The sequence below is a fragment of the Stenotrophomonas riyadhensis genome (genome assembly GCF_040256885.1).
GTDB lineage: Bacteria > Pseudomonadota > Gammaproteobacteria > Xanthomonadales > Xanthomonadaceae > Stenotrophomonas > Stenotrophomonas riyadhensis.
The window spans coordinates 1,738,488-1,761,262 of sequence record NZ_CP155568.1 but is presented as its reverse complement, the minus strand read 5'-3'; the positions used below and the strand labels follow the sequence as shown (position 1 = coordinate 1,761,262).

The 22,775-nt window shown below is 61.7% G+C and carries 22 protein-coding genes; 15 read left to right on the top strand and 7 right to left on the bottom strand.

Going from position 1 to position 22,775, the window contains the following annotated elements; genetic code table 11:
• Window positions 1-1,351: 1,351 nt before the first annotated feature.
• Both SriyCCGPB3_RS08315 and SriyCCGPB3_RS08310 read right to left on the bottom strand, forming a co-directional pair.
• A complete protein-coding gene (locus tag SriyCCGPB3_RS08315) occupies window positions 1,352-2,263 on the bottom strand; it encodes a hypothetical protein (protein WP_110711965.1) in 912 nt (303 codons plus the stop codon).
• 655 nt (window positions 2,264-2,918) lie between these two features.
• Window positions 2,919-4,262, bottom strand: coding sequence for a MobA/MobL family protein (locus SriyCCGPB3_RS08310; protein ID WP_228756328.1), 1,344 nt, complete (start codon window positions 4,260-4,262; stop codon window positions 2,919-2,921).
• 350 nt (window positions 4,263-4,612) lie between these two features.
• Here SriyCCGPB3_RS08310 and SriyCCGPB3_RS08305 point away from each other — a divergent pair, with 350 nt between their 5' ends.
• Window positions 4,613-4,885 carry a conjugal transfer protein TraD gene (locus SriyCCGPB3_RS08305; RefSeq protein ID WP_343236016.1) on the top strand — a complete coding sequence of 91 codons (273 nt, stop codon included), beginning with the start codon at window positions 4,613-4,615 and terminating at the stop codon, window positions 4,883-4,885.
• A 2-nt stretch (window positions 4,886-4,887) separates the two neighbouring features.
• Window positions 4,888-6,627: a type 4 pilus major pilin gene (locus SriyCCGPB3_RS08300; RefSeq protein ID WP_350260078.1), complete on the top strand. Its 1,740-nt coding sequence runs from the start codon at window positions 4,888-4,890 to the stop codon at window positions 6,625-6,627.
• 203 nt (window positions 6,628-6,830) lie between these two features.
• Here the strand turns inward: SriyCCGPB3_RS08300 and SriyCCGPB3_RS08295 are convergent, their stop codons facing one another.
• Entirely contained in the window at window positions 6,831-7,412 is a 582-nt protein-coding gene (locus tag SriyCCGPB3_RS08295; RefSeq protein ID WP_164162890.1) for a hypothetical protein, read from the bottom strand.
• 310 nt (window positions 7,413-7,722) lie between these two features.
• Here SriyCCGPB3_RS08295 and SriyCCGPB3_RS08290 point away from each other — a divergent pair, with 310 nt between their 5' ends.
• Entirely contained in the window at window positions 7,723-7,878 is a 156-nt protein-coding gene (locus tag SriyCCGPB3_RS08290; protein ID WP_204303203.1) for an Arm DNA-binding domain-containing protein, read from the top strand.
• A 566-nt stretch (window positions 7,879-8,444) separates the two neighbouring features.
• Here the strand turns inward: SriyCCGPB3_RS08290 and SriyCCGPB3_RS08285 are convergent.
• Window positions 8,445-8,831, bottom strand: a complete 387-nt coding sequence (locus SriyCCGPB3_RS08285) for a hypothetical protein (protein WP_228756329.1) — start codon at window positions 8,829-8,831, stop codon at window positions 8,445-8,447.
• 184 nt (window positions 8,832-9,015) lie between these two features.
• On the opposite strand from SriyCCGPB3_RS08285, the gene SriyCCGPB3_RS08280 reads away from it, so the two are divergent.
• From SriyCCGPB3_RS08280 to SriyCCGPB3_RS08265, 3 genes are all read left to right on the top strand, one after another.
• Window positions 9,016-9,357, top strand: a complete 342-nt coding sequence (locus tag SriyCCGPB3_RS08280; RefSeq protein ID WP_350260077.1) for a CPBP family intramembrane glutamic endopeptidase — start codon at window positions 9,016-9,018, stop codon at window positions 9,355-9,357.
• A gap of 170 nt (window positions 9,358-9,527) precedes the next feature.
• The gene (locus SriyCCGPB3_RS08275) at window positions 9,528-9,614 is read left to right on the top strand and encodes a cysteine peptidase family C39 domain-containing protein (protein WP_350260362.1); all 87 of its coding nucleotides are present in this window, start codon (window positions 9,528-9,530) and stop codon (window positions 9,612-9,614) included.
• A 578-nt stretch (window positions 9,615-10,192) separates the two neighbouring features.
• Entirely contained in the window at window positions 10,193-11,698 is a 1,506-nt protein-coding gene (locus SriyCCGPB3_RS08265) for a S8 family serine peptidase (RefSeq protein WP_232528308.1), read from the top strand.
• A gap of 48 nt (window positions 11,699-11,746) precedes the next feature.
• Here the strand turns inward: SriyCCGPB3_RS08265 and SriyCCGPB3_RS08260 are convergent, their stop codons facing one another.
• A complete protein-coding gene (locus SriyCCGPB3_RS08260) occupies window positions 11,747-13,180 on the bottom strand; it encodes an MFS transporter (protein WP_350260076.1) in 1,434 nt (477 codons plus the stop codon).
• A gap of 108 nt (window positions 13,181-13,288) precedes the next feature.
• Between SriyCCGPB3_RS08260 and soxR the strand changes: the two genes are divergently transcribed.
• Together soxR and SriyCCGPB3_RS08250 are read left to right on the top strand one after the other, a co-directional pair.
• Complete coding sequence (gene soxR, locus SriyCCGPB3_RS08255) at window positions 13,289-13,759, top strand: redox-sensitive transcriptional activator SoxR (protein WP_032128280.1); 471 nt, start codon at window positions 13,289-13,291, stop codon at window positions 13,757-13,759.
• 93 nt (window positions 13,760-13,852) lie between these two features.
• Window positions 13,853-14,338 (top strand): hypothetical protein, encoded by a 486-nt coding sequence (locus tag SriyCCGPB3_RS08250; RefSeq protein ID WP_125895152.1) that lies wholly within the window; start codon window positions 13,853-13,855, stop codon window positions 14,336-14,338.
• Between the two features lie 14 nt (window positions 14,339-14,352).
• Here the strand turns inward: SriyCCGPB3_RS08250 and SriyCCGPB3_RS08245 are convergent, their stop codons facing one another.
• Window positions 14,353-14,814 carry a methyltransferase family protein gene (locus SriyCCGPB3_RS08245; RefSeq protein WP_164162386.1) on the bottom strand — a complete coding sequence of 154 codons (462 nt, stop codon included), beginning with the start codon at window positions 14,812-14,814 and terminating at the stop codon, window positions 14,353-14,355.
• 153 nt (window positions 14,815-14,967) lie between these two features.
• Here SriyCCGPB3_RS08245 and SriyCCGPB3_RS08240 point away from each other — a divergent pair, with 153 nt between their 5' ends.
• The 6 genes from SriyCCGPB3_RS08240 to SriyCCGPB3_RS08215 all read left to right on the top strand — a co-directional run bounded on the left by SriyCCGPB3_RS08240 (window position 14,968) and on the right by SriyCCGPB3_RS08215 (window position 21,032).
• The gene (locus SriyCCGPB3_RS08240) at window positions 14,968-16,983 is read left to right on the top strand and encodes an esterase/lipase family protein (RefSeq protein WP_180859063.1); all 2,016 of its coding nucleotides are present in this window, start codon (window positions 14,968-14,970) and stop codon (window positions 16,981-16,983) included.
• 62 nt (window positions 16,984-17,045) lie between these two features.
• Entirely contained in the window at window positions 17,046-18,029 is a 984-nt protein-coding gene (locus SriyCCGPB3_RS08235) for a hypothetical protein (protein WP_110711954.1), read from the top strand.
• Window positions 18,030-18,134: 105 nt separating this feature from the next.
• On the top strand, window positions 18,135-19,007 hold the full coding sequence (gene hchA, locus SriyCCGPB3_RS08230) for a glyoxalase III HchA (RefSeq protein ID WP_350260075.1): 873 nt from the start codon (window positions 18,135-18,137) through the stop codon (window positions 19,005-19,007).
• A gap of 5 nt (window positions 19,008-19,012) precedes the next feature.
• The gene (locus SriyCCGPB3_RS08225; RefSeq protein ID WP_350260074.1) at window positions 19,013-19,717 is read left to right on the top strand and encodes a PA1136 family autoinducer-binding transcriptional regulator; all 705 of its coding nucleotides are present in this window, start codon (window positions 19,013-19,015) and stop codon (window positions 19,715-19,717) included.
• An 87-nt stretch (window positions 19,718-19,804) separates the two neighbouring features.
• Complete coding sequence (locus SriyCCGPB3_RS08220) at window positions 19,805-20,038, top strand: hypothetical protein (protein ID WP_433963287.1); 234 nt, start codon at window positions 19,805-19,807, stop codon at window positions 20,036-20,038.
• Window positions 20,039-20,177: 139 nt separating this feature from the next.
• A complete protein-coding gene (locus SriyCCGPB3_RS08215; protein WP_350260072.1) occupies window positions 20,178-21,032 on the top strand; it encodes an endonuclease/exonuclease/phosphatase family protein in 855 nt (284 codons plus the stop codon).
• 19 nt (window positions 21,033-21,051) lie between these two features.
• Here SriyCCGPB3_RS08215 and SriyCCGPB3_RS08210 read toward each other — a convergent pair whose 3' ends face one another.
• Window positions 21,052-21,315, bottom strand: coding sequence for a hypothetical protein (locus SriyCCGPB3_RS08210; protein WP_110711949.1), 264 nt, complete (start codon window positions 21,313-21,315; stop codon window positions 21,052-21,054).
• Between the two features lie 247 nt (window positions 21,316-21,562).
• Between SriyCCGPB3_RS08210 and SriyCCGPB3_RS08205 the strand changes: the two genes are divergently transcribed.
• Window positions 21,563-22,771: a PAAR domain-containing protein gene (locus SriyCCGPB3_RS08205; protein WP_350260071.1), complete on the top strand. Its 1,209-nt coding sequence runs from the start codon at window positions 21,563-21,565 to the stop codon at window positions 22,769-22,771.
• Window positions 22,772-22,775: the final 4 nt, after the last annotated feature.

Sequence of the window (22,775 nt, the reverse complement as noted above, 5' to 3'; positions counted from 1 at the left end):
CACAATAAGCGAGTCTGGGGACCTTTGCCGGGTCGGTCTACTCTTGCCTGGGCAGAGGACCATCGTCGGCGCTGTGATCACTGTCAATGCACAGCTACGGCAGGTTCACGCCTGACATGGCGCCGGGGCTGGGGTCCTGCCACCAGCATTCACTGGCGTCTCTCCCATGGGCTTTGACCCGTGATCAGGCTGTCGCCTGACGCTATCCAATCTTGCCCTTCGCATACATGGCCAACCCGAGACGGGGCACACAATCCAAGACCAGCTAGGGAACCCATGCCTTGGAACCTCCGCGACGCAGAAGCCATGCTGCCGGATGTGGACGTATTCCTCCACGGTTCAAGGCCGCCACCCGCGTCCTACGGATAGCCCCGGATTGTCACCGGGCGCGAACTAATCGGACCTCCGTGCGATAGCCATTGCTTCTAGCTGGGTTGCGAGGGGTTGCGCTCTTCCCGATGTCGGCTATGTTGTTGCTTGGGGCCGATGCCTGGGTGTGTAGAGCTGCTTTCTACCTACTCGCAGCCGTTGCTGTTAACAACGCGCTGCCGCTAAAAAACAGCATGAGGCCAACGCCAATTCTGTCAATGCCCCCGAAGAATATTCGGGGGCATTGTTTTCCAGCTCCAGAGGCATGAAACGTCAATCGCGCCTTAACTATCCGGGGGGCAGCTCTGCCAGAAAAAAGGCCCCAGTGCACAGGGGCCAACCCGATGAAAATGAAAAGAGGAAGGAATTTGCGATTAACCAGGATGAAACACGAGAATTGCCGGGACGCGCGCGTTGATTAAGACACCGCAGGCAGCTCGGAAGCTACCGCCAGCACTCTTCAGATCTTGTAAATCATTGGACCATCGTTGGCGGGTCTACAGTTACTCTGCCACAGCAAGACCCGCCACCGCCGCCGGTACCGCCACCAATCCATCCACCACCACCACCACCACCACCGCCACCGCCACCGCCACCTCGTGCGGGGGGCGGGAGGATGTTCGACACTTCCTTGCCGGAGTCGAATTGCTCACCGCGCCAAGTATACTCAACACAGGAAATGCCATTGCAGACGGTAACGATGTCGCCCACCAGAATTCGGTCGGGCCGTGAGACATTCCAGACTTTCCCTCTTGTGGGGTTGCGACGATCTATCTCATCGGCAAGAAGTTTACTTGTCCCCTCATCTGGATTTGGAGTGCTTAAAGTGCAACCTATAGCGCACTGAATTACTCCTGGGTGTTTTCTCGCCAGGAGGTCTCCAGATGCCAGCAGCAGCGCGACCCCGAACAGCGTGAAAATGGACGCATTGCTAACACGGAAAATACCCCCCACATTCATGGCTTGCATAGATCATCCTTTATCATGGGACACAACAGTTATGGAAGATTTTTTCAGACAACGCTAGCGCATCGGCTCGCTCCCTACTGCTGAGATCGCTCTCCGCTTTGATAACGTCGTCGCTGGTGTAAAGTCGAGGATTGATGCGACTAAGCACACGGGTATAGGCCGTTGCTGCGACCGGGTCTCTTTCTCGGGTCCGCCCATAGGTGTAGGCTCTTTTTAAACTTCCCAGCGCGGCAAAATTTCCTTGGCTTTCCATCTCATTGAGATATCTAGATGAATTCTCTTTCCATTGAGCAAGCTTCTCTGGATCATGAATAACGTCATCGAGCGATCCGATAACTTCCTGTGGCGATACTGAATAAGCGAGCATCGCCTCCTGCGACCCCATGGCCGCGGCCTTTGAGAGCCAATCGGCCCGGTAAATTTTTTGATCCAGCACCAATGATTCACACTCCTTGAGAAGCCGCTCTGATCTTTCAAGGAACCAACCGCCTGATCCGAGACTCGAGGCAGAATCGGCCAACTCGTCGGCCCGATCTGATGTGAAGGTTCGGCACTGATCAATGGTTAGATATATTTCGTAGGTTGCCGTGGCGTCGCCCGATTCGGATCGTTGAATCAACTGCTTAACATGGGCCAGTGCGTCGCCAGGAGGACGGAATTCACGACCACGGATGATCTCGTAGGCTTTAGGGCCCAGAGCCTTATATGATCCGGGCGGGATCTTTTTCTCCAGTTCCAATTTACGTGCGCTTGTTGCGGGAAAGGCGGGTGAATCGCCCCTTCCAATTGGTGCATTCTCTTGGACCTCCTTCTCCTCAGATTTTCGCTGCGCATCATTTGCTTGCAGTCGGTGGCCGAAAACTGCACCAATCACGACAGCCCCTGCTGCTGCGGCTACAAAGATTCCAATTAGCTTCTTCTTCATCTATCGATCTCACTTCTCCGTCGAAACGGAACAATTACAAGGGAAGGAAGGCAAGGTTCTAGGTCTTCCGCCGCCTTGTACAGAGCAAAAACGCTGAACGAAGCGCATCACCCCCGGTGCAACCCGAGGCCATATTCATCATTCATTCATAATTTTGCGTGGAGCTGAGAAAGCGCGTGCCACTTCACTTGGTGCTCGGCCACCCAAGGATCCTAGGTATCAGAGGCAAGGCCCGCGCTGTTTGCCTTGGCTCACCTGCTGCCCGCTCCTTGTCAGTTGCTCCGAAAGCGTGCGCGTTGGGGTCGTTCCAGAGCGCTGCGATTTGTGCGGCTGTGCTGTATCAGCAGTGATGGGATAGCGCTTCAGCATTGATGCTGCGAGCTTATCCAAAGCTTCTACACTCGTAGCTGCCTGTGCCGCATACTTCACCTGTGCTGCCAGGCCTGTCGCTAGACGCGCAGCATCGCGCCGCGTCCGGCGTCGCTCAATGCGCTCTTCACCACTCCGACGCCGCTGCGCCCAATCGCGCCTGCTACTGCTCCAGGGCGACGGCTTGGGATTCTTCCTCTCCCATGTCTCCAATTTCATTTTGGCTTCCGTGAGTGAAATGTCTGCCTTAACTTCGGCCTGTAACCTGCGCTCCCATCGAGTGGTGTCACGAGCCACCTGTTTCAATGAACTGTGAAGCTCGCGCATATCGTTTCGATATGACGCCCTCGGGGGGGTAGGCGCCCGCCCTGCTCGACATGTCAAAGAGCGTGGCGACCGTCGAAAGGCTTTGCCGAACGGTGGCATCTATACCCTCCAGCCACACCCGCCTCGCTTCCATCTCCAGCTGCTCTATTTCGGCTTCGTAACGAGCCATGGCCTCGTCTGCTTGCTTGTTCGCAATCTTGCTACGAAGGCGGCTAGCCGCCTTCATCAAAGCTGGCTTGAGACTTGGCGGAAAGCGCGAGGCGCCCGACCCCACTCGCCCAGCGCGCTGCGCTACTGATACTGGCCATGTTTGCACTCGTGGGGGCGCCACCGCAAACTGCCCGAGGTGTGGTTGCCGCACTTCTTTTCCAACCGCTGCAAGCCTCTCACGTTGAGCTGCTTCTTGCGTATGGGAGCGTGGCGTCGCCATCACCCTTCCCTCTTTCTCCAAGCGTTCCAGGTAGTCACGCAGTTCAATGCGATTGGCGTTTTGGATTTGGTTGTTTACCGTGCCCCGCTCGCTATCTTCACCCCTCCTACGCATCGCGGTTGCTGCCTTACCCTCGTGCTGGGCGGCTTCACGAGCCAACACGGCTGCGAACCCAATATGGCCATCAGCTTCGGCGGCATGCGCTTGCTTAGCCAGACTGCGATGATCGACACGTTCAGCGACCTGTGCTCGTTCCAGATGCGAATTGATACGGTCAGCAACCGCTTCACGAAGAATGCGGATAGCCTCCGGACCTGCGCCACCACGCGCATCAAATTCAGCGCATGCACGTGCACCCAGGCCTTCAGGACCGATCTGACGCGGTGTCATCAGGAGATGCACATGGTGATTGCGCTCATCTCCCTTCTTATCGGGCTCATGGACTGCAACAAGCACCGCAACCTGATAGCGGTCAACCAACATCTGACCCAAATCGCACGCGAGCGCACGACGCTGCGCTTCGTTCAGCTCTGCAGGCAGAGCAACTTCAAGCTCTCGCGCCGTCCTGGCGTTTAGCCGGGTCTCGGCCATTTCCGAGCGATTGAAACAGGCGACCGGATCTCGCGCCCATTCGGGGGCATTTTGCGGAGCCAACATATCAACCGAGGCAACGCCACTGCGCCTTGTGTAGCCGTGTTTGATACCGGTCAATTCGTCATTAATCACAATGCCCGCACGATACGCCGCAGCGGCAGTAGAGGAATGACCCTTGCCGCGCGAAAAGGCTTTGACGGTGGCGTGATAAATGGCCATTTCGATTTTTGTCCTTGCTCCTATTCTTGTTTTTGGCGACACCCCGAAGGGGGCTAGCATCGGGGGCGGCCTGCGAAGCGGGCCGGGGTCTGGGGCGGAGCCCCGGCGCACGGTTTCCCGCAGGGAAACCATAAGTGCGCTCTTGCTTTGATCCTTGCCGCCCCTATTCGTGACGGCTTCAGGCAAGAGACCGGGGCTCGCTTCGCTCGCGTTTCCCGCTAGGGCTGGCTCGCTCTCGCTCGCCTGTGCCCCTCTATTTCAGGATGACAGGGAACTGCAATATGACAAGTCGATGACTTGCCAATAGCCGATTTTCTGTTTGCATGAGGTTTAGGACATTACGAGAACTCAACAATGGCAACACGCTCTATACAAGAACAAATCACCGCCGCTACTGAGCGTCTCGCAAAATTGAAAGCACGGGAGATGCTGGCCGAGCAAAGATCAAAGCAAAGACAAGAGCTAGCGAACGCAAAGCAGACGCGCACCGCAAGATTCTCCTGGGCGGCGCGGTCATCGCCGCTGGGGCTGATTCACTGGATGAGGCTGAGCTTGTTGGCCTCCTACTTGGGTATCGAGAGCACATCTCAAAGCCGGCCTTCGTTCAACAACGAAATGAGATGCGCACGCGCGGGCGAATGCATCTAGCCGAGCGAGAAGCCTCTCGCGCAAAGAAGCGCTAACCATGAAGCCATCAAGCCGCCCGCATCCGCAGCGTGGCATCTCATTGATCGAGCTGATGTTTGCGACGGGTGCTATGACACTTCTTTCCGGTGCGGCATTCGCTATCTATCAGGCATCGGAAAACAACGCAGATGTTCGCGCGGAACAAGCGAATATTCACACCATTGCTCGAAATGCAGATATGACTTATGGAGCGCTCGGCTCCTATGCGGGACTGACAACCGCTCAGGCTATTGCCGACCGCGTTCCACCCGTTTCAATGAACTCTGGCATTGGCCTAACGAGCCGATGGGCGCAACCCGTTATTCTTGAGCCTGCCACTATTGATGGCCGCCCCAACGCAGGGTTGAAGATTGTTTACCATGCGGTTCCAACGCGTGCGTGCCTAAAGCTAGCTGCTGCAGCGAGTGGAGGCATGTATGACCTCGAAATAGACGACACATCGGTCTTCAATCGCGGCAATAATCATCGTCCGACCCAATTGGACATCCAGGCCGCGACTCAACGATGCAGGAATCCAGCACGGCTCGCGTTCACATACTACGGCGGCGCTACTGGCCTGTCTGCGCAAGTTCTCACACCCGTTGCACTGCCACCGCCCCCTCCAACATCAGCTCCGCCACCACCGGCCCCGGTGGTGGCGCCACCGCCCGTAGCTGTTACTCCACCTGCTCCATCTCCTGGCTGCGGAGCGGCTCCCACGGCTCCAGCCACAGGAACGGCACCTACGGGTCAAACGTGTTCGTTTATTTGGAATTCGGTAGCTGCTCCTGCTTGCTGGTCTCCGCTGGCGTTATGCGTGCCAATCGCCGCTCAACCTCCAATCCCAACCGCACCACCGGCGCCACCCGCCGTCACTCCTCCTATTGTCCCTCCCGTCATCACACCCGCCTGCTCAGCGCCATTACCGTTGAGCGAAAGCGCGGCGCAAACGGGCGTTTGTCCTTCAGGCACTCTCACCATCAGTGGCGCCACTTCTTTTCCGCAGACCCGCACCCGCACTACGACGTATTCATGCCCCGACCCGTTCGCAAGCCCAATCGCGCTGACGGGACCATGGTCAGCCTGGTTACCGGCAGCAGCGAGTATCTGTGCTCCCGCATGCACGTCTGCGCCGCCAACCAGCGTTGCAATCACGCGCGCCTCGCCAGCAGAGAGCCAGAACGTGGGTTGCCCGGCTGGGCAGGCAGGTCAGCACTGGCAACAACGCAACCGCGTTGAGAACGGCACGCGCACCACGTCCTGGTCCTGCCCGGCCGCGACCGGGTCCCCGGTGTCGAGCACCTCAGAGAGCTGGAGTGGCACCTACACGGCATCCAGTGGCTGGGTTACCACCTCCAACACCTGCACGCCTCCGGCAAGAACCTATCCGACCTACACCGGAAAATCGTGGATTTCCTGGGGCGACGGTGGGCTTTACGGCTGGGGCGTGTTCTGCTCGGTGTCGCAGTTCCTCGCTGACCAATTTCACTGCACGCAGAGCGTTAATACCAACGATGACGCGACGTTTTCGGGCGGCCTCGCGAGGCCTCAAGAACAGACATTGACGCCAGAGCGCCGGACCTGCGTCGCCGCACTTAAACAGAAACTGACTCCAATGCCTGGATTTGGTTCCCCAAGCACCGGACCAGTCAATTGGCCAACAGAGTGCGCCTGTGATGTGGTCGGGAATGGCTCGGCGTTCTACTGGCAAACCGTGGGCGCATCGGACTGGTCAGCCTTCGAGTTCCAATGCCAGTAAACGGCCATTGGTTCACTCCGTGGAGAGGGAGACCAGGCCAAGCCGCGCCAAGCCAAAAAAGCAAAGCCCCCGCGTGAGCGAGGGCTTTGGGTATCGGCGGGCAAAGCAATTTCTCTAATTTTTCTAAGCTGCCCATAGGGCAGTGAACTGCCGACGTTCCAAATCTAAGGCAGCTCAAGGCGTTGTCAAGCCATCGACCTGCATCACTCCGTGGAGAGGAAGACCGGGCCAAGGCGCTCGGTCTTTCCGTTGACCAGATGCAGCAACTGCCCGCCAGCAATCAGCCAACCGTCTCCGTTAGCGCGGTCGGCTCTGCTAAACCCTACTGCTCCGTCGTTGCGCAGGGTCGGGGCCCCGGCATTGCCGTCCTTGTAGAAATGGCTCCACGCCCTGGCGGCCGGTGTCATCGTCAGCACCTTCTGCCAAGGATGGCTGTGGATGGTTTCGCCGATGAAAGCAGAACCTTCCATCACCTCGCTGGTCCGTATGGCACAGCCGTGTGGCACACCATCTGTGTAGAGGCGCAGGGAAAAACGCTGGCCGTCGCTGGCAATCGCGCCACAGGCCTCGTTCCCGCTCTGGCGGGTGTAGTCATGAAGCACTCGCCCGGTGCGCCGGAGGAAGTCCGGTAAAGCCTCGCCGGGTTCGCTGACATGGTCGCCCAGATGCTGGCGCTCCCAACCCTGTTTGGTTCCGGCGGGCGGAACTGAACCGGCCTGCGCCACGGCCTCACCACACGCTCCAAGCCAAATGGTCAACACCACCATCACCGATGCAATGCGCACAACTGCTCCTAAGCAGTTGTGCTTTGCACCTCGGCCCCATGCCGGGCATCATCAGAGGCATCAAAATTTACACCTTTTGGAAGAAAAATATCTTTTGCTTTCAATAGGTTGCAAATGGGCGCAAATGGCTCCGCCCACCTCAACCAACGAACGGTTCGTCAAGGACCGGAGAAGCCCGCCCCCCCCGCATCACAAGGGTTTCCGGGCTTTTTTATTGTCCGCAGCAGACCGGGGCAATCCGTTTCAATCCATGAGACGGTGGGGGTATATCAAGGGGTATCCGACCGCACCCACTGAAGCGATACCCCCAATGCCTCTGACCGACGCAGCCATCAGGCGCGCCAAGTCGCAGAAGATCACCGACGGCGGCGGCCTGTACCTCTACCTCACCCCGCCCGATGCACGCAGCGGGCGCTGGAAGTACCGCATCGCGGGCAAGGAGAAGCTGCTGTCGATTGGCCTGTAGCCGGACCAATTTCTGAATCGGTTGCCCGCCTCCAGCTGGTCAATCCCTACGACCATTGCACCAGCTTCGGTCGCTCTCACGCACCCTCCCACTTCACGCCCGGCGGGAGGTCTGCACTTCGTTAGCCGGGGAGATCCAGTACCCGACCCCGTCGTTGCACACCACGGCATAGTTCAGCTCGAAAGTGACGTCTTTGGCCCAGACTGGCCGGACAATGTCGCTAAAATTCATGATCTCCGACATCAATTCTGACCCAAGGCGCGCCTACTAATTGGGCTGCAGAACAATTTGGTGTCGCCTTCGACCACATCCACCCTGCCGCCCCAACGAGGATTCAGCACTAAAGTCGCTGCATCTCGAATTCCATCGAGCATCGTAGAACTGGAACTCGCCCCATATTCTGAAGCCATCGCTGCGGAGATTTCAGATCATTTTCTTGGCGAAGTTCACGTCTCGGCGGCGGCGCTGCGAGAAACGAAATCTCACAACACGGTTGACAGGTCCAGAGGGGGCTCGCAAGGATGACCACCCCAACAACGGGGAAACAAGGATTCCATATCCGTGATCTAAATAGAACTGAAGTTGCAGAGATTTCGGGTGGTTCGGGTAGCATTCAATTCCAGATTGGTCGGAGCAACGGCACTCACGTGCGCGGAAACTCCGAGAAAATCGGAGAAATGGCGTACCGCTATGGCCGAATCGCACCATTCAGTGGAATCGGCGCTGCAGGGATGATCTGGAAGCACATCATGATGAAGTGATGCAGTAACCAAAGCCCCGACCTGAGTCGGGGCCTGGAACATGGGAACAACATTTGTGATCAACAAGATAGCGCTCTGGAAGCCTCGCCCCATCGCAGAAAACAAAATATTCGCGGCGGCGATCGCAATAGTCAGCGTCGGTGCGGCGCAAGGAATTCTAAACCATTTCGACGTTTTCGGATCGAAGGCCATGACCGAACTTCTAGCCTTCCTTGTCTGCGTTTGGCTTTTCCCCAATGAGCCGGGGAGAAAGTGGACATTCCCCCTTGGATTGAGCTTGGTGACTATCGGGCTATTGGGAGGGGCAATTTGGGTTTTTTTCATTGGATTCCCCCAGAGGCACGAAACCAACTTCCCCCTCCTATCGGACGTGCCCTTGAAGTTCTATATCCTCGGTCTAGTGACAAGCTGCATCGTAGCTCCACTATTTGAGGAGAAGACTGTGAGGCATCTCCTTTGGGATGGAGCCTCCCATTACTTTGGGAAACTGGCAGCCACCATCGGCGTAAGCGCGCTATTTGCAGCGGTTCATGTCGATGGAATGATTTCGGCCTTCCTCGTCTCGGCAACCCTCTGCATCGGAACGCAATTCTTCAATCTCAACTCAGCGCAGCGATCAATAATTCACGGCATCATCAATTTATCTATGCTGCATTGGGTTCTTCTGTATCCGACACTCCGTGAATTTATTCAGTCAACCTTTGGTTCGTCATCGTAACCACAGGAGCGGGGTTGGCGCTTTTTTAGAATAATTTATCGCTAAAGCATGGGGAACGGGAACCATCAATTGCCTCCCCTGCTTCTGCCCGCTTGGCGATTCTGACAGCACCATCGCTTTGCGTCTCCGCTGCCTTCTCTTTCCATCCCAAGATCACATTATTGAGGGTCGTGATTCAATCCGAGGCAGCTGAATGCGGGCTCGCCTGCCTGGCCATGGTCGCCTCGCATCATGGCAACACTCTCGCAGCGCCTTGACGGGGAACCAGAAGGACGGCGACACGAAGCAGTCTCTATATCGAGTCCTGGTCTCGTTGGATCAGCAGGGAGTGCTGGCATACGGGAGGATGGAGCCGCTTCGCCCTGGCATGCAACTCGAGGCAGATATCATGGGGGAGCGTCGCAAGCTTTATGAATGGCTGCTGGAACCGCTCTATTCTGTGTCCGGAAGGCTGAAGGGCTAGTACGCGATGGCTCGATTGGACCGGCAGCAGTAAACGGTTCGTCACGAACCGAAGAAGCCCTGAAATTCCACCAGCGTGGGTTTCCGGGCTTTTTCATTTCCCGACCAGCTTCGCTGTGAAACTCCCTGAAAAGGCGCCACATAGATCGAAGTCCGACAGGACATGTCGGCATCGGTCATCTTCTCTCGCTTTCGACATCACTAAACCACTTCAGAAATTTCCTACCCTCTCCTTGGGGGGGATGTGTCCGCGAAGCCGTTCGTCCTTGGTCGCCATCAAAAGGAGACCACGGGACACCTGCACCCTTCACATCCAAGCCGAGCCCGAAGGGCACGGCCTGTTCGACACATCTTCCACAAAGGAACTGTATCCATGCGTACGTCGCTTCGGGTTTCCCTTGCCAGCGCCATCACCCTGGTCCTGGCCAGCGCCCCCGCCTTCGCCCAACCCACCGAACGGGTATGGACGCGAGGCATGGCCAGCAACGAGCAGTACAGCAGTTTCATCGTCAAGTACCGGGACGGCAGCAGCAAGCGCGTCTCCGCCACCACCGCGCAGGATGCGCTGAAGAAACGCCTCGGCGTCCAGCAGCGCAGCAAGCGTTCGATCGGAAGCGCACCGCCAGCAGCCGCGTCCGTAACCCATCAACGCCGCATGGGCGGCGGGGCCGACGTCGTTACTACGGACAAGCCACTGGACCTCCCGGAAGCGCAGATCCTGATGCAGCGCATCGCCGACGATCCGGATGTCGAGTATGTGCAGCCGAACTACATGATGAGCGCATTCGCCACACCGAACGACCCACGCTACGGCGAGCAGTGGCACTACAGCAATCCGACCAGTGGCGCGCGCCTGCCCGGCGCGTGGGATCGCTCCACTGGCCAGGGCGTGGTGGTGGCTGTGGTCGATTCGGGCTACCTCAACAACAACGACCTGCAGGCCAACCTGCTGCCGGGCTACGACATGATCTCGTCGACCCGTCCGTTCAGTGATTGGCAGTGCATCATCGGCGGAATGAATCCCGGCTGTGGCGGATCCGACGATGGCGATGGACGCGACGCCGATGCCTTCGATGCCTCGGGCATCGCACACGGCACCCACGTCGCCGGAACGGTCGCTGCGGTGACCAACAACCAGATCGGCGTGGCCGGCGTGGCCTACAACGCGAAGGTCGTGCCGGTACGCGTACTCGGCAACCAGGGCAATGGCGGTTCCGCCGACATCATCGATGGCATGCTCTGGAGTGCCGGTATCAACGTGCCCAACGTCCCGGCCAATGCGAACCCGGCCGAAGTCATCAATCTCAGCCTGGGCGGCCGCCGCGCCTGCTCGCCGGCCGAGCAGGATGCAATCGACGACATCACCGCGCAGGGCACGATCGTGGTGGTCGCCGCCGGCAACAGCAATCTGGATGTGTCCGAGTTTGCTCCGGCGAACTGCAAGGGCGTGATCGCGGTGGCTGCCAACGATCAGGGCGGGCGACGCGCGTTCTACTCCAACTATGGCGCAGGCATCCATATCACCGCACCCGGTGGTGAAACCTGGTCCTGCCGCGCGTCCGTCGGCGAGTTCCTGCCGCTGGCCACGCCGCCTAGCCAGGCCAACTGCGCCCCGACCCGTCAGCATCCGGCGCAGGGCATCCTGTCCACGGTGGGTAACAACGCCTTCGACTTCATGTCCGGCACTTCGATGGCGGCGCCTCACGTCGCTGGCATCGTCGCGCTGATGCAAGCGGTGGCGCCGGTGCCCAAGACCACCGACCAGGTCAAGGACATCCTGCGTCGCACTGCGCACCCGATCGCCGCAGCGAACTGCCCTGGTGGCTGCGGGCCAGGCATCATTGACGCGGCCGAAGCCGTGAAGGCAGCCAGCAACTGATGGCATGGCGCAGCGGCCCGGCAAGGTCGCTGCGCCCTCCTCCGTTCCTCAGTTCACGTCTGCCGGAAAGCGGCATCGCTTCACCAGCAGCATGCCCAGCATCGGCGCCAACGCGAAGGTGGCAAACAGCCACCGGGCCGCACGCGCGGTTCCCTCGGCCCCGCCCGGCTCGATGAGTCCCGCTGCATTGGCGACCATCCCGGCAAGCGCTGCCCCGGCCGCGGTGGCGAACAGCTGGATGGTGGTGATCGACGCACCGGCGCGCTCCTGTTCCTCCGGCGGTGCAGAGGTCAGAACACGTGTCAGCAGGTGAGGCCAGGCCAGACCCACGCCGATCCCGATGACGGCCAGCGCCACGCAGATCGGCACCATCTGCAACCACGTACCGCTGCCCGCAGCCGGCACCCGCAGCGCCAGCCCGATCATGCCCACCCACCCCAGCGCCGGGCCGATCATCAACGCCCGGTCAACGGCGCGCCCGCTGAAGCCGGAGCCGACCAACGACCCGAGCGTCCAACCGGCCGCCATCAGCGCCGCGAGGTAGCCCGCAGCAAGCGGTGATTGCTGATGCAGCACCTGCAGGAACAGTGGCACGAAGACCTCGCCGCTGGTGATCATCACCACCAGCAGCGACATCAGCCCATACAACGCGGCCAGCCGCGAGCGGAGCCGGAGAGCGCCGGAAGGAAGCAGCGTCTGCTTCGCTCGGGACTCGATCCTCATCAGTACCACTGCGAGGAACACGGCCATCACGATGCCAACGAAATTGTTGACTGCGCTCGAGGATGTACTGCCAAGGGAGACGCTGATGACGGCCAGGGTCAGCAGCAGGATCTGCAGCCACGGGACCGAGGACCTGGCCGCAGCTGAAGACGATGCCTCCCTCTGCGGAAGGACGTTCGACGCCAGCAGCGCGAACAACACGGCAACCGCGGTGACCGACCAGAATGCGGCCCGCCATACGCCCCATTCGGCGAAGACGCCGCCCACCGCAGGCCCGATCAACGTCGCCACGCCCCACATCCCCGAAGCCAGGGCCATCGCGCGGGGCCAGAGCGGTTCTTCGAACGCGAGCCGGATCATGGCGTAGGCCAGTGCGAACAGGAAGCCGCCGCCGACACCCTGCACCAGCCGCCCCACCAGCATCATCGGCATCGAGGTCGCGAGCGCGCAGATCACGGCACCGGCTGCGAAGATGAGCGTCGCCAGTGCATAGCTTCCACGAGGCCCGGCACGTTCAAGCAGCTTGATCGACAATGCCGACCCCAGGATGGACGCGACCACGAAGAGCGTGGTGTTCCATGCGTAGAGATCCAGGCCACCGATGTCCTCCACCACGGTTGGCAACATGGTGGTGGCGATGTAGACGTTGACCGCATGCAGTGCGACCCCGCCCGCCAGGGCAAGTGAGCGCACTGCATTGCGGCCGGACAGGAGATCGCCCCAGCGGGTGCCGGGGACGGCGATGCCTTGCTGTTCCATTTTCGTTCAAACCTATGATTCATGACCTGCAGCCCAGGGTTCACATGCAGGAAAAAGGGAACTGCCTTATAAAACCTCATGTATTGATGAGGTCAAGGAACCCCGGCCATGAAGATCGATGTCAGCGTTCCGCTTTCCGTGGGCGAAGTCGCGCGTCGCAGCGGGGTCAGCATTGCCACCGTCCACTTCTATGAAGCCAAGGGACTGATCCATGGCTGGCGCAACAACGGCAACCAGCGCCGCTACCGCCGCGACGTGCTGCGGCGCATTGCCGTGATCAAGGTCGCACAGCGTGCAGGCGTTCCCTTGGCCACGATCAAGATCGCGCTGGATGATCTTCCAGCCGAACGGGCGCCCAGTTCGAAGGACTGGGCAAGGCTGTCCAGCAACTGGCGCGACATGCTGAACGAGCGCATCCGCAGCCTGGTCCAGCTGCGCGACCAGCTTGACGGCTGCATCGGCTGTGGTTGCCTGTCACTGAAGGACTGTCCGTTGCGAAACCCTGGCGACCAGTTGTCACAACGCGGCGACGGGGCCGTCTTGCTTGAATCGGACGACGGCAGCCGGAATGGGTCATGATCCATTGCTGCACGCGGTACTGACTGGAACATCGCACAATGAGGCGGCATCCTCCGTCCGTGTTGCTGTCCACTACCTACAGAAGGACCTGCGATGAGAATCGTGATCATCACCTCAGCCCTGCTCCTGGCTGCTTGTGCCGCGACCCCGGCTGCGCACGCGGCTGCACCCGCCATCGCGCCGCCCGGCACCGCAACACTCGAAGCCCTGCTGGCCTGCAAGGCAGGCTCGACCTTCAGCGAAGCCGAGGCCATCGATGCCCTGCAGGCAGCCGGCCTGGCCAGGAAGCCTGGTGGCACGTTCGAGCCGGAAACCACGCCGGTCGCCCTGTTCGGCGGTACCGTCACCCATGCCGACGTGAATGTCGCCGAGGGCGAGAAGAGCATCTTCGTCTACTTGAACGGTGTCGACCCCAAGCGCCTGGCCAAGACCTGGTCGGTGACCACGGTCAACGAATACGCCAACACCGAAGCACCATCCTACGTGAAGCGCGTCGACAAGCACCACACCCTGCACGTGATTGCCGGTGATGATTACGAAGGCTATTCCGCTGCCGTGAAGTGCCAGATCACACCGTGACGGCCTGACCCGCGCTAGAGCCAGCGCCGTATCCGCTGGCGGAAGGCTGCGTATGCCTCGGGAAAGCGGGCCGACAGTGCCCGCTCTTCCGGCATGATCTGCCATCGGTTGATGTACAGCACGAACAACGGCACGGCCAGCAGTGCGGTCAGGTTCTGCAGGTACAGCATGGCACCTGCCAGGACAGTGGCCTGGCCCAGGTACATCGGGTTGCGCGTGTGGCGGTACACGCCGTGCGTGACCAGCACGCTCGACGTCGCAGGCCGCAGGGGGTTGACCGTGGTGCCCACGCGCCGGAAGGCCAGCTTCGGCAGCAGGTTCAATACCACGCCGAAGGCCATCACCAGACCCGCAAGCAACTCCAGCACGGGTAGCTGCAGCGCCGCGCCCGGCTGCCATCGGCTGCCCATATAGCCGATGGCGGCGCACAACAGCATCACAAGAGGCGGAGGAACACGGGTCTCAAGCCATCGCATCGCAGCCCCGCATTCATCCTGTTCACCCCAGTGTCACACGGGAATGCCTGAATCGCCCGGTTGGCGGCATTTCCGCGCTCCAAACCGACCGCCCGGTATCTTCCGCTTTGACATGCCGACCGCTAGAGTGGCGCCACCGCGCAGGAGGATCGTATGGCAACCACGGGCTTGGGCTTCATCGGCCGCACGACCCTCATCATCACCGTGCTGCTCACCCTGGGCGGCTGCGCGACGTTGCGCCAGTTCGGGCCGTCGGTGCAGGTGGCCTCGGTCACCCCCGGCCAGTACATCGCCCTGAAACGCGGCGACATCCTGACCACCGGCAAGCTCAGTTCGGCCACCATGGAGACGCTGCGCGTCGCCGGCCTCGACGAAGGCGTCTGCGCCAAGCCAGGCCTGCCCTGCATCGAGGCCATGGAAGGCAGCATCGTGGTGCGCGAGGAGGACAAGCGCTCAAGCCTGGCCGAACTGTGGCTGCAGTATGCGATGACCTTGCCCGCGCCCAAGCGCGAGTACTCCACCTCGGGCCGTGCCAAGAGCGCGATCACCGAACTGGATGCGGACTTCCAGCCGCGCCTGGACGCGTGGATGCAGGTCGCGCGGCAGGCCTACGCCTACCTGTTCTTCACCGAGCGCACCGCCAACCAGCGTGGCTTCGAAGACCGCCAGACCCAGGTGCGCGACTACTACAACCTGGCCGTGCAGGAAGCCTCGGTGCAGTTGTACAACGCCTATGCCACCGGGCGTGTCCGCAACGATGCCAGCCACCTGACCCTGGGCCGCTGGACCTTCGTGCTGGCGCCGTCCACCGATGCGTCACCGTTGGACACGCGTACGCCGACCGAACTGGTCCCCGCCGCATCGCTGTCGTTCACCGGCACGCTGCGCAGCGTGCACCGCCGCGATGGATTCGGTGCCGAGCTGGTAGCGGTGATGGACGACCCGGCCAGCGTCACGGCCTCGCCTGCAGCGACGCCTGCTGCGCAGGCCACCGCTGCGCCGAAGCAGAGCTGGAGCGAGATGCCCTCGCCGTCGATGACGGTGCTGCTGCGCTTCTCCGGAAAGAACCTGTGGGAAGTGCTGCACGACGACGAGCCGGAACTGGAGATCCACGATCCCTACCAGGTCACCGAAGTCACCCTGCACGGACAGGAAGTGCCGCTGGCGGCGAACTTCACCGCTGGCTACGCGCTGTGGCTGGCCCGCTCGAACTTCAGCCACCAGTCGCTGCGCTCACTGTTCGGCGGCAAGGGCGGCATCGAAACGCCGCATCTGTACATGATGCAGCCCTACGATCCAAATCGCCGCGTGCTGCTGATGATCCATGGCCTGGCCAGCAGCCCGGAGGCCTGGGTCAACGTCGCCAACGAGCTGATGCGTGACGACGAGATCCGCCAGGATTTCCAGATCTGGCAGTTCTACTACCCGACCAACATGCCCATCGCGATGAGCCACGATGCGATGCGTCATACGCTGGCCGAGGTGTTCAAGCACTTCGATCCCAGCGGCAAGGCGCAGGCCTCGCATGACATGGTGCTGGTCGGGCACAGCATGGGTGGCGTGATCGCGCGGCTGATGATCTCCTCCTCCGGCGATCATCTGGTGGACACCCTGCTGGCAACGGCGCAGATGACACCGGCGCAGCGCGAACTGCTGCGTACCAAGGGCGCACCGGTGCTGACCTTCCTGCCCGAACCGGAAGTGTCGAGGGTCGTGTTCATCGCCACGCCACACCGCGGTACCGATGTGGCGGGCACCCGCCTGGGCCGCTGGATCGGCCGCCTGGTGCGGTTGCCGCTGACCGTGCTGGAAGACGTAGCCACCATCGCCAACGACGGTCAGATCGATCGCAACGATGGCAAGCACGGCTACCAGATGAACAGCATCCAGAACCTGGACAAGGACGATCCCTTCGTCCGCGCTGTGGCCGACCTGCCGATGTCGCCGAAGGTCCACTACCACTCGATCATCGCGCGCGCCAAGGCCGACGGCCCGCTGGAGAAGACCGACGATGGGCTGGTGCCCTACTGGAGTTCGCACCTGCCGCGCGCGGAGTCCGAGAAGGTGATCGTGTCCGGGCACAGCGTGCAGGAAGCCACGCCGGCCATCGTCGAACTGCGCCGGATCCTGCACGAGGACATGCAGGAGCACGGTGCCGCGGCGAACTAGCGCTACCAGGACGCCACCACAGCGTGTGGGCTGCCCTCATTTCAACAGAACAAGGCAACGGAATGCATATCAAGGACATCATCGGCCTGATCGGCCTGCGCGGTTCCGATCCGGCGCTGGCCGCCTGGTTCGCGCAGCACGGACTGGCATCTCCACCTGCCACGATCACCGCCAACCAGGGCCAGAAGTCGGCCAGGGACAAGGCACATGGCATGGAGTACCACTTTGCCTTCGACATCATCCATGATCGCTTCTACCCACCGCGGGAGGCCAAGCGCGGGAGCTGGGCGAGCCATCTGAAGTCGGTCACCCTGTATTCCCATCGGCCGCGGAACGCTCCTGCCCTGCCCGCGGGATTCTGGAGTGGATACGTCGGACCGGAGGCATCGCTTCAGGAGTGCCTGGACGGGTTCGACGGCCAGATGCAGGACTTCGGTGACACGGCCTACTTTGAGAAAGTGCTCGCTGACGATGTGCAGATGAAGCTCTGGTTCGATCAGCGCCACCGGCACGTGCAGGAGCTGCAGATCAATCTGGTCGAGGACCGCCAGTTCATCGGCCATCACGATTTCGACCCGGACAACGAACACAACACGTTCAAGCAGGCCTCGACCCTGCTGGTGCGCTGGCTGTTCGAACGCGGGCATCTGAAGCTCACCGATGCCCTCCGGGCCGCAGGACCGGGTGAGGACCATGAAGCCATCCTCCATTTCACCAAGCAGCGCCTCCACAATCACGTCTGGAAGAGCCAGGTGCAGGATGACCCTTCCCTGCATGCTGTGCTGGCACATTCGCAGACCACGCGCCCGCTGATCCTCAACGACGGTACCCGGTTGCCGCTGTATGCGCCGTGGATGCTGCTGAAAGCCGCTGATTGCTGGGACGCACACCAGTCGCTGTACAGCGACGACGCCCTGCCGGACTGGAGCGAACGCCTGACGGCCTTCGAACGCTCGGTGACGTTGAATGCGGCGCAGCAGCAGGCGTTCCTGTCCGCGCTGGATGAAGCCTACCGCTGCGTGAAGTCGGCACAGGGGGCCGCCTGAGGCCTGCGCGCCGCCACGGAAGCCCGTGGCGCTTGAGGGAATTCCCTCATCGCGCGTGCGCAGCGGGCCTTCTATGCTGGCCACACATTGCCGCAGGAGATCCGCATGAACACGCAAGAGCCCAGCCGCCAACCCAGCCCCGATCCGGCCGAGCGCGACGCCTTCTTCCCGTCTCCGTACTCGCTGTCGCAGTTCACATCGGCCAAGAGCAACCTTGCCGGTGCCAATTATCCGGACGCACGCCGGGATGGTCGGTGGAAGGTGCTGATGATCGCCGCCGACGAGCGCTACCTGCCGACCGCCAATGGCCACCTGTTCTCCACCGGCAATCATCCCGTGGAAACGCTGCTGCCGATGTACCACCTCGACAAAGCCGGCTTCGACATCGATGTAGCCACGCTGTCGGGCAACGCCGTCAAGTTCGAGTGGTGGGCGTTCCCGCGCGAGGACAAGGAGATCGGTGGACTGTATGAGCGCTATGAAGCGCGCTTCCGCCAGCCGCTGCAGATGGACGACGTGGTGGCCGGCCTCGGCGCCGATTCGGACTACGCGGCAGTATTCATCCCCGGTGGCCATGGCGCATTGATCGGCCTGCCGGAAAGCCGCACGGTGAAGGCCACCCTGCAGTGGGCGATGGCACAGCAACGCCACATCATCACCCTCTGCCACGGCCCGGCCGCACTGCTCGCTGCTGGCGTGGACGAGGCCGATGGTGGTTCACTGTTCCGCGGCTACCGCATTTGCGCCTTCCCCGATGCGATGGACCGGCAGACGCCGGAGATCGGTTACATGCCGGGACAACTGCAGTGGTTCTTTGGTGAGCGGCTCGCGCAGCAGGGCGTGCAGATCGTCAACGACGGCATCGACGGCAGTGTGCTGCAGGACCGCCTGCTGCTGACCGGCGACAGCCCGCTGGCCGGCAACGCGCTGGGCAAGCTGGCTGCACGCACCCTGCTCGACGCGCTGGCCGGGCGCTGACCTGGATGAGCGATCTGCTGCAGGCATTGTTGGAGCTGGAACGCGCCCGCTCGCTGAGCGAAGTGGGCGCGGTACTGCGCAGCATCGCGGCACCCCTCGGCTACGACCGCGTGCTGGTGTTCGCCACCGGCACCGGGCTGGAGCGCAACGCGCAGCGCGTGTACTGGATAGAGGGCGACTGGCTCGGCGATGGCAGTGATACCGACCTCGCCCGCTATCTGCATGCCTGCCCGGTCAATCGCCACGTGCTGGACAGCGACGCGCCATTCTTCTGGAGCAAGCGCCAGGGCGTGCGCGGCGAACGCTACCAGATGGTGAAGCAGCCCCGTGGCGAAGGATTGCACGGCCTGCAGGTGCCGGTGTTCGGCACCACCGGTCTGGAGGGTGCGATCAGCTTTGCCGGGGCCGCGGTCGATGCATCCGCACGCGCGCGCCTGCTGCTGGAGGCTGTTGCGACCGCAGCATTCCGCACGGCGCGACGATTGGCCGAAGCCCCCGCCGAACTGCCGGTCGGCGCACTGAGCACGCGAGAGCGCGAGGTACTGCGCTGGGTCGCTGCCGGACGTCGGCAGGCGGAGATCGCCGCCACGCTTGGGCTTTCCGCACGCACAGTGGAAAATCATCTGCGCCGCGCGCGCCAGCGCCTGGGAGTAGCGACCACCGCGCAGGCGGTACGCGCTGCCAGTCGCCGCGGCGAGATCGAGGACTGATCGCGGCCAAGCACTTCCGGCGGTCTGGTTCGCGTGTTACACACGCCATGCGCATGTGCGCGATTGCAGAAAGCAAGGATGACGCTTATGAAACTGCAACTGGCCTCGATGGCCGCACTGGCCGTGGCCCTCGCCGGAATGGTGTCGACCACCGCAACCGCCACCGAAGTCGTCGAGGTTCTGGAAGAGTGCGTGCCCTTCCGCATCAGTGGCAACGTGTTCCACCAGCGCTGCACGTCGTACGTGGTCTACGACGATGGCACCCGCGAAGTCACCAGTCACTACAACCGGGACGAGAACGGGATGATCTACGATCCCTGATCGCCCCGCGCGCGATCCGCCGGGCGGTGCTTTCACCGCCCGCCCGGCATCCTCCATCCGCCCGTCCCGGCATACCACTGGCCCCATCGTCCATGGCATGCTCCGTGAAACCGTTTTCATGGAATGGAGGGATTCCACGATGTTGTCGCGTTTCCGTCGCCCTGCGCTGTGCGCGCTGCTGGCGCTTGCTCTGCCTGTCGCCACCTGGGCCGCCACACCGGCGCCGCTGAAAGTGATGTCGTTCAATGTCCGCACCCCGGCCGATACCGAACCTGGCAAGCGTTGGCCGGACCGTCGCGATGCGATGGTCAAGGTCATTCTCGACGCGCACCCGGCGGTGATCGGCACCCAGGAACTGGTGAAGGAGCAGGCCGACTACCTGTCCGAACACCTGCCCGGCTACCGCTGGTTCGGCGAGGGCCGGCGTGGCGGCGGCGGCGACGAGCACATGGGCGTGTTCTACGACAGCAAGGTGCTGGCGATCGAGCAATCAGGCAATTTCTGGTTGTCCGACACGCCGGAGGTACCCGGCAGCATCACCTGGGGCAACCTGTACCCGCGCATGGTCACCTGGGCCCTGTTCCGGCGCCTCGATGACGGCCGTCGCTTCTATTTCATGGATACCCACCTGCCCTACCGCGACGAGGACGAACCGCGACGGGTGAAGGGTGCCGAACTGATCGGCACGCGCCTGGCGACGCTGCCGGCCGATCTGCCGGTGGTGTTGACCGGTGACTTCAACAGCGAGCCGGGTGGCGATACGTACAAGGCATTCACCCGCGCGCTGCAGGACACCCGCACCCAGGTGAAGGCACCACAGGGGCCACGTCTGACCTTCCACGATTTCACCGGCAATGCCACCACGCAGCTGGACTGGGTGCTGGTGCGCGGTTTCCACGCGCGCAGCTTCCTCACCGATGACCGTCGCATCGACGGCGTGCTGCCGTCGGACCACTTCCCGCTGGTGGTCGAGCTGGACTGGCCAACGCACTGAACCTGCGTCGCCGCCGCCACTACGGCGGCGGCCGCTTCGACAACAACCGGTACAGCGCCTGGTGCTGGTTGCGCGCCTGGCAGATGCGGGCGCCGATGGCGAGGAACACGGCGATGCCGATCAGCCCCAGCCCCACCAGTGGATCCGGCAGGCGCGCGAAGCCAATCGCCGCGGCCATCGTCGCCAACACCAGCAGCACCACTACGGCCACCGAAAGCCCCGCTCCGGGCGGACCCGGATCACCGAACAGCATGCGTTGGGTATCCCCTCTGCCATCAATCATCGTTTGTCCTCCCAAGGGCCTGCCTCATTAGTTACAGGGCAGGCCCAGGTTAGGGCAGAGTCAGATGCGTCATAACCGTGACGGTTGCCACATCTCATGGGCGCGCTAGCGTTCTGCCCCCTCAATTGCGTGTCGGCCAGCCGACCGGCCTCACGGCAGGAGCCTGTTCATGAATGTCAGTTCGCGGTTTGCGCGATAGCATGGCACCGGCAAGGATTCGCGGCTTCATTCACAGGGAGCGTGCTCGATGGCAAGAAACTGGATTGTGCTGGGTGATCCCCTGAGCAGCGGCGGCCAGGTGCTGCAGGGATCCCCGATGACGGATATCGACGGCAAGCCGGTCGCGCGCATCGGCGATCCAGCGCTCTGCAAGCGTCATGGCCCCACCCGCATCGCCTCCGGCGACAGCACGGTGATCATTGATGGACAGCCCGTCGCACGTCACGGCGATCTCTGCGCATGCGGATGCTCGCTGATGTCCAGCCAACAGACCCACGTGTTCCTCGAACAGGGCGGTGGCGGTGGCGCGGCAGCGGGAGGTTCGGCTGCGGCAACACTGGGCAAGGCCGCGAGCGTGGCCGGTATCGCCACGCGCCTGATGGGCAAGCGTGAAAGCGGCCTGTTCGACCAGGCACTGCGCTTCCTGACGCGCTCCAGGGAACCCCTCTCAAACGTGCCCTATACCCTGGAGCTGGACAACGGCGAGCAGGTCAGCGGGACCACCGACAGCAACGGTGCCACCGCGCGCGTGCAGACTGACAGTGCGGTGCGCATCGTACGCGCGACGCTGCGCGAGCCCAGTGGTTCGGCCACCTGCTGCAGCAGCGTCACCGGCGCCGAAGACAAGGTTAGCTTTGCGGTGGACGGCGCCGCAACGACCGAAGAGGCCTATGGACAGTCCGTGGTGGAGGTCGAGGCCAAGGGCCACGAACGTAGCCTGACCGCCGGCGAAATCGACATCGCGCGCAAGGTGTTCGGCACCAGTGTCGACTATGCCCGGGTCAAGGTACATAACCATGGGTACTGGTTGTTCTTCGGGTTCCAGGACAAGAACACCGCGGTCACGCCCAACGGTGAGATGTACTTCCCGAAGGGCGTTCACGAGGACGACTATTCAGCATTGGGCGTGGACAAGCAGCACTGGTTCATCCACGAGATGGTGCATGTGTGGCAATACCAGCTGGGCTACTCCATCAAATGGGTCCGCATGTTCCGTCCCAACATGAAATATGACTACGCGCCATCGAACGACAAGCGCCTGTGCGACTTCAACATGGAGCAGCAGGGCGACATCCTTGCAGACTACTTCGTGGCAGCATTCACCAGCGAGGCGTACCAGGCCACCATCGCCGCACGTGTAGGAGCCTCCAACGTGGCCGCAACACTGGCCCCGATGCTGTCCGATTTCCTGGCCGATCCGGCTGCAGCGTCCAACCTGCCCAACACCAAGGAATGACCCG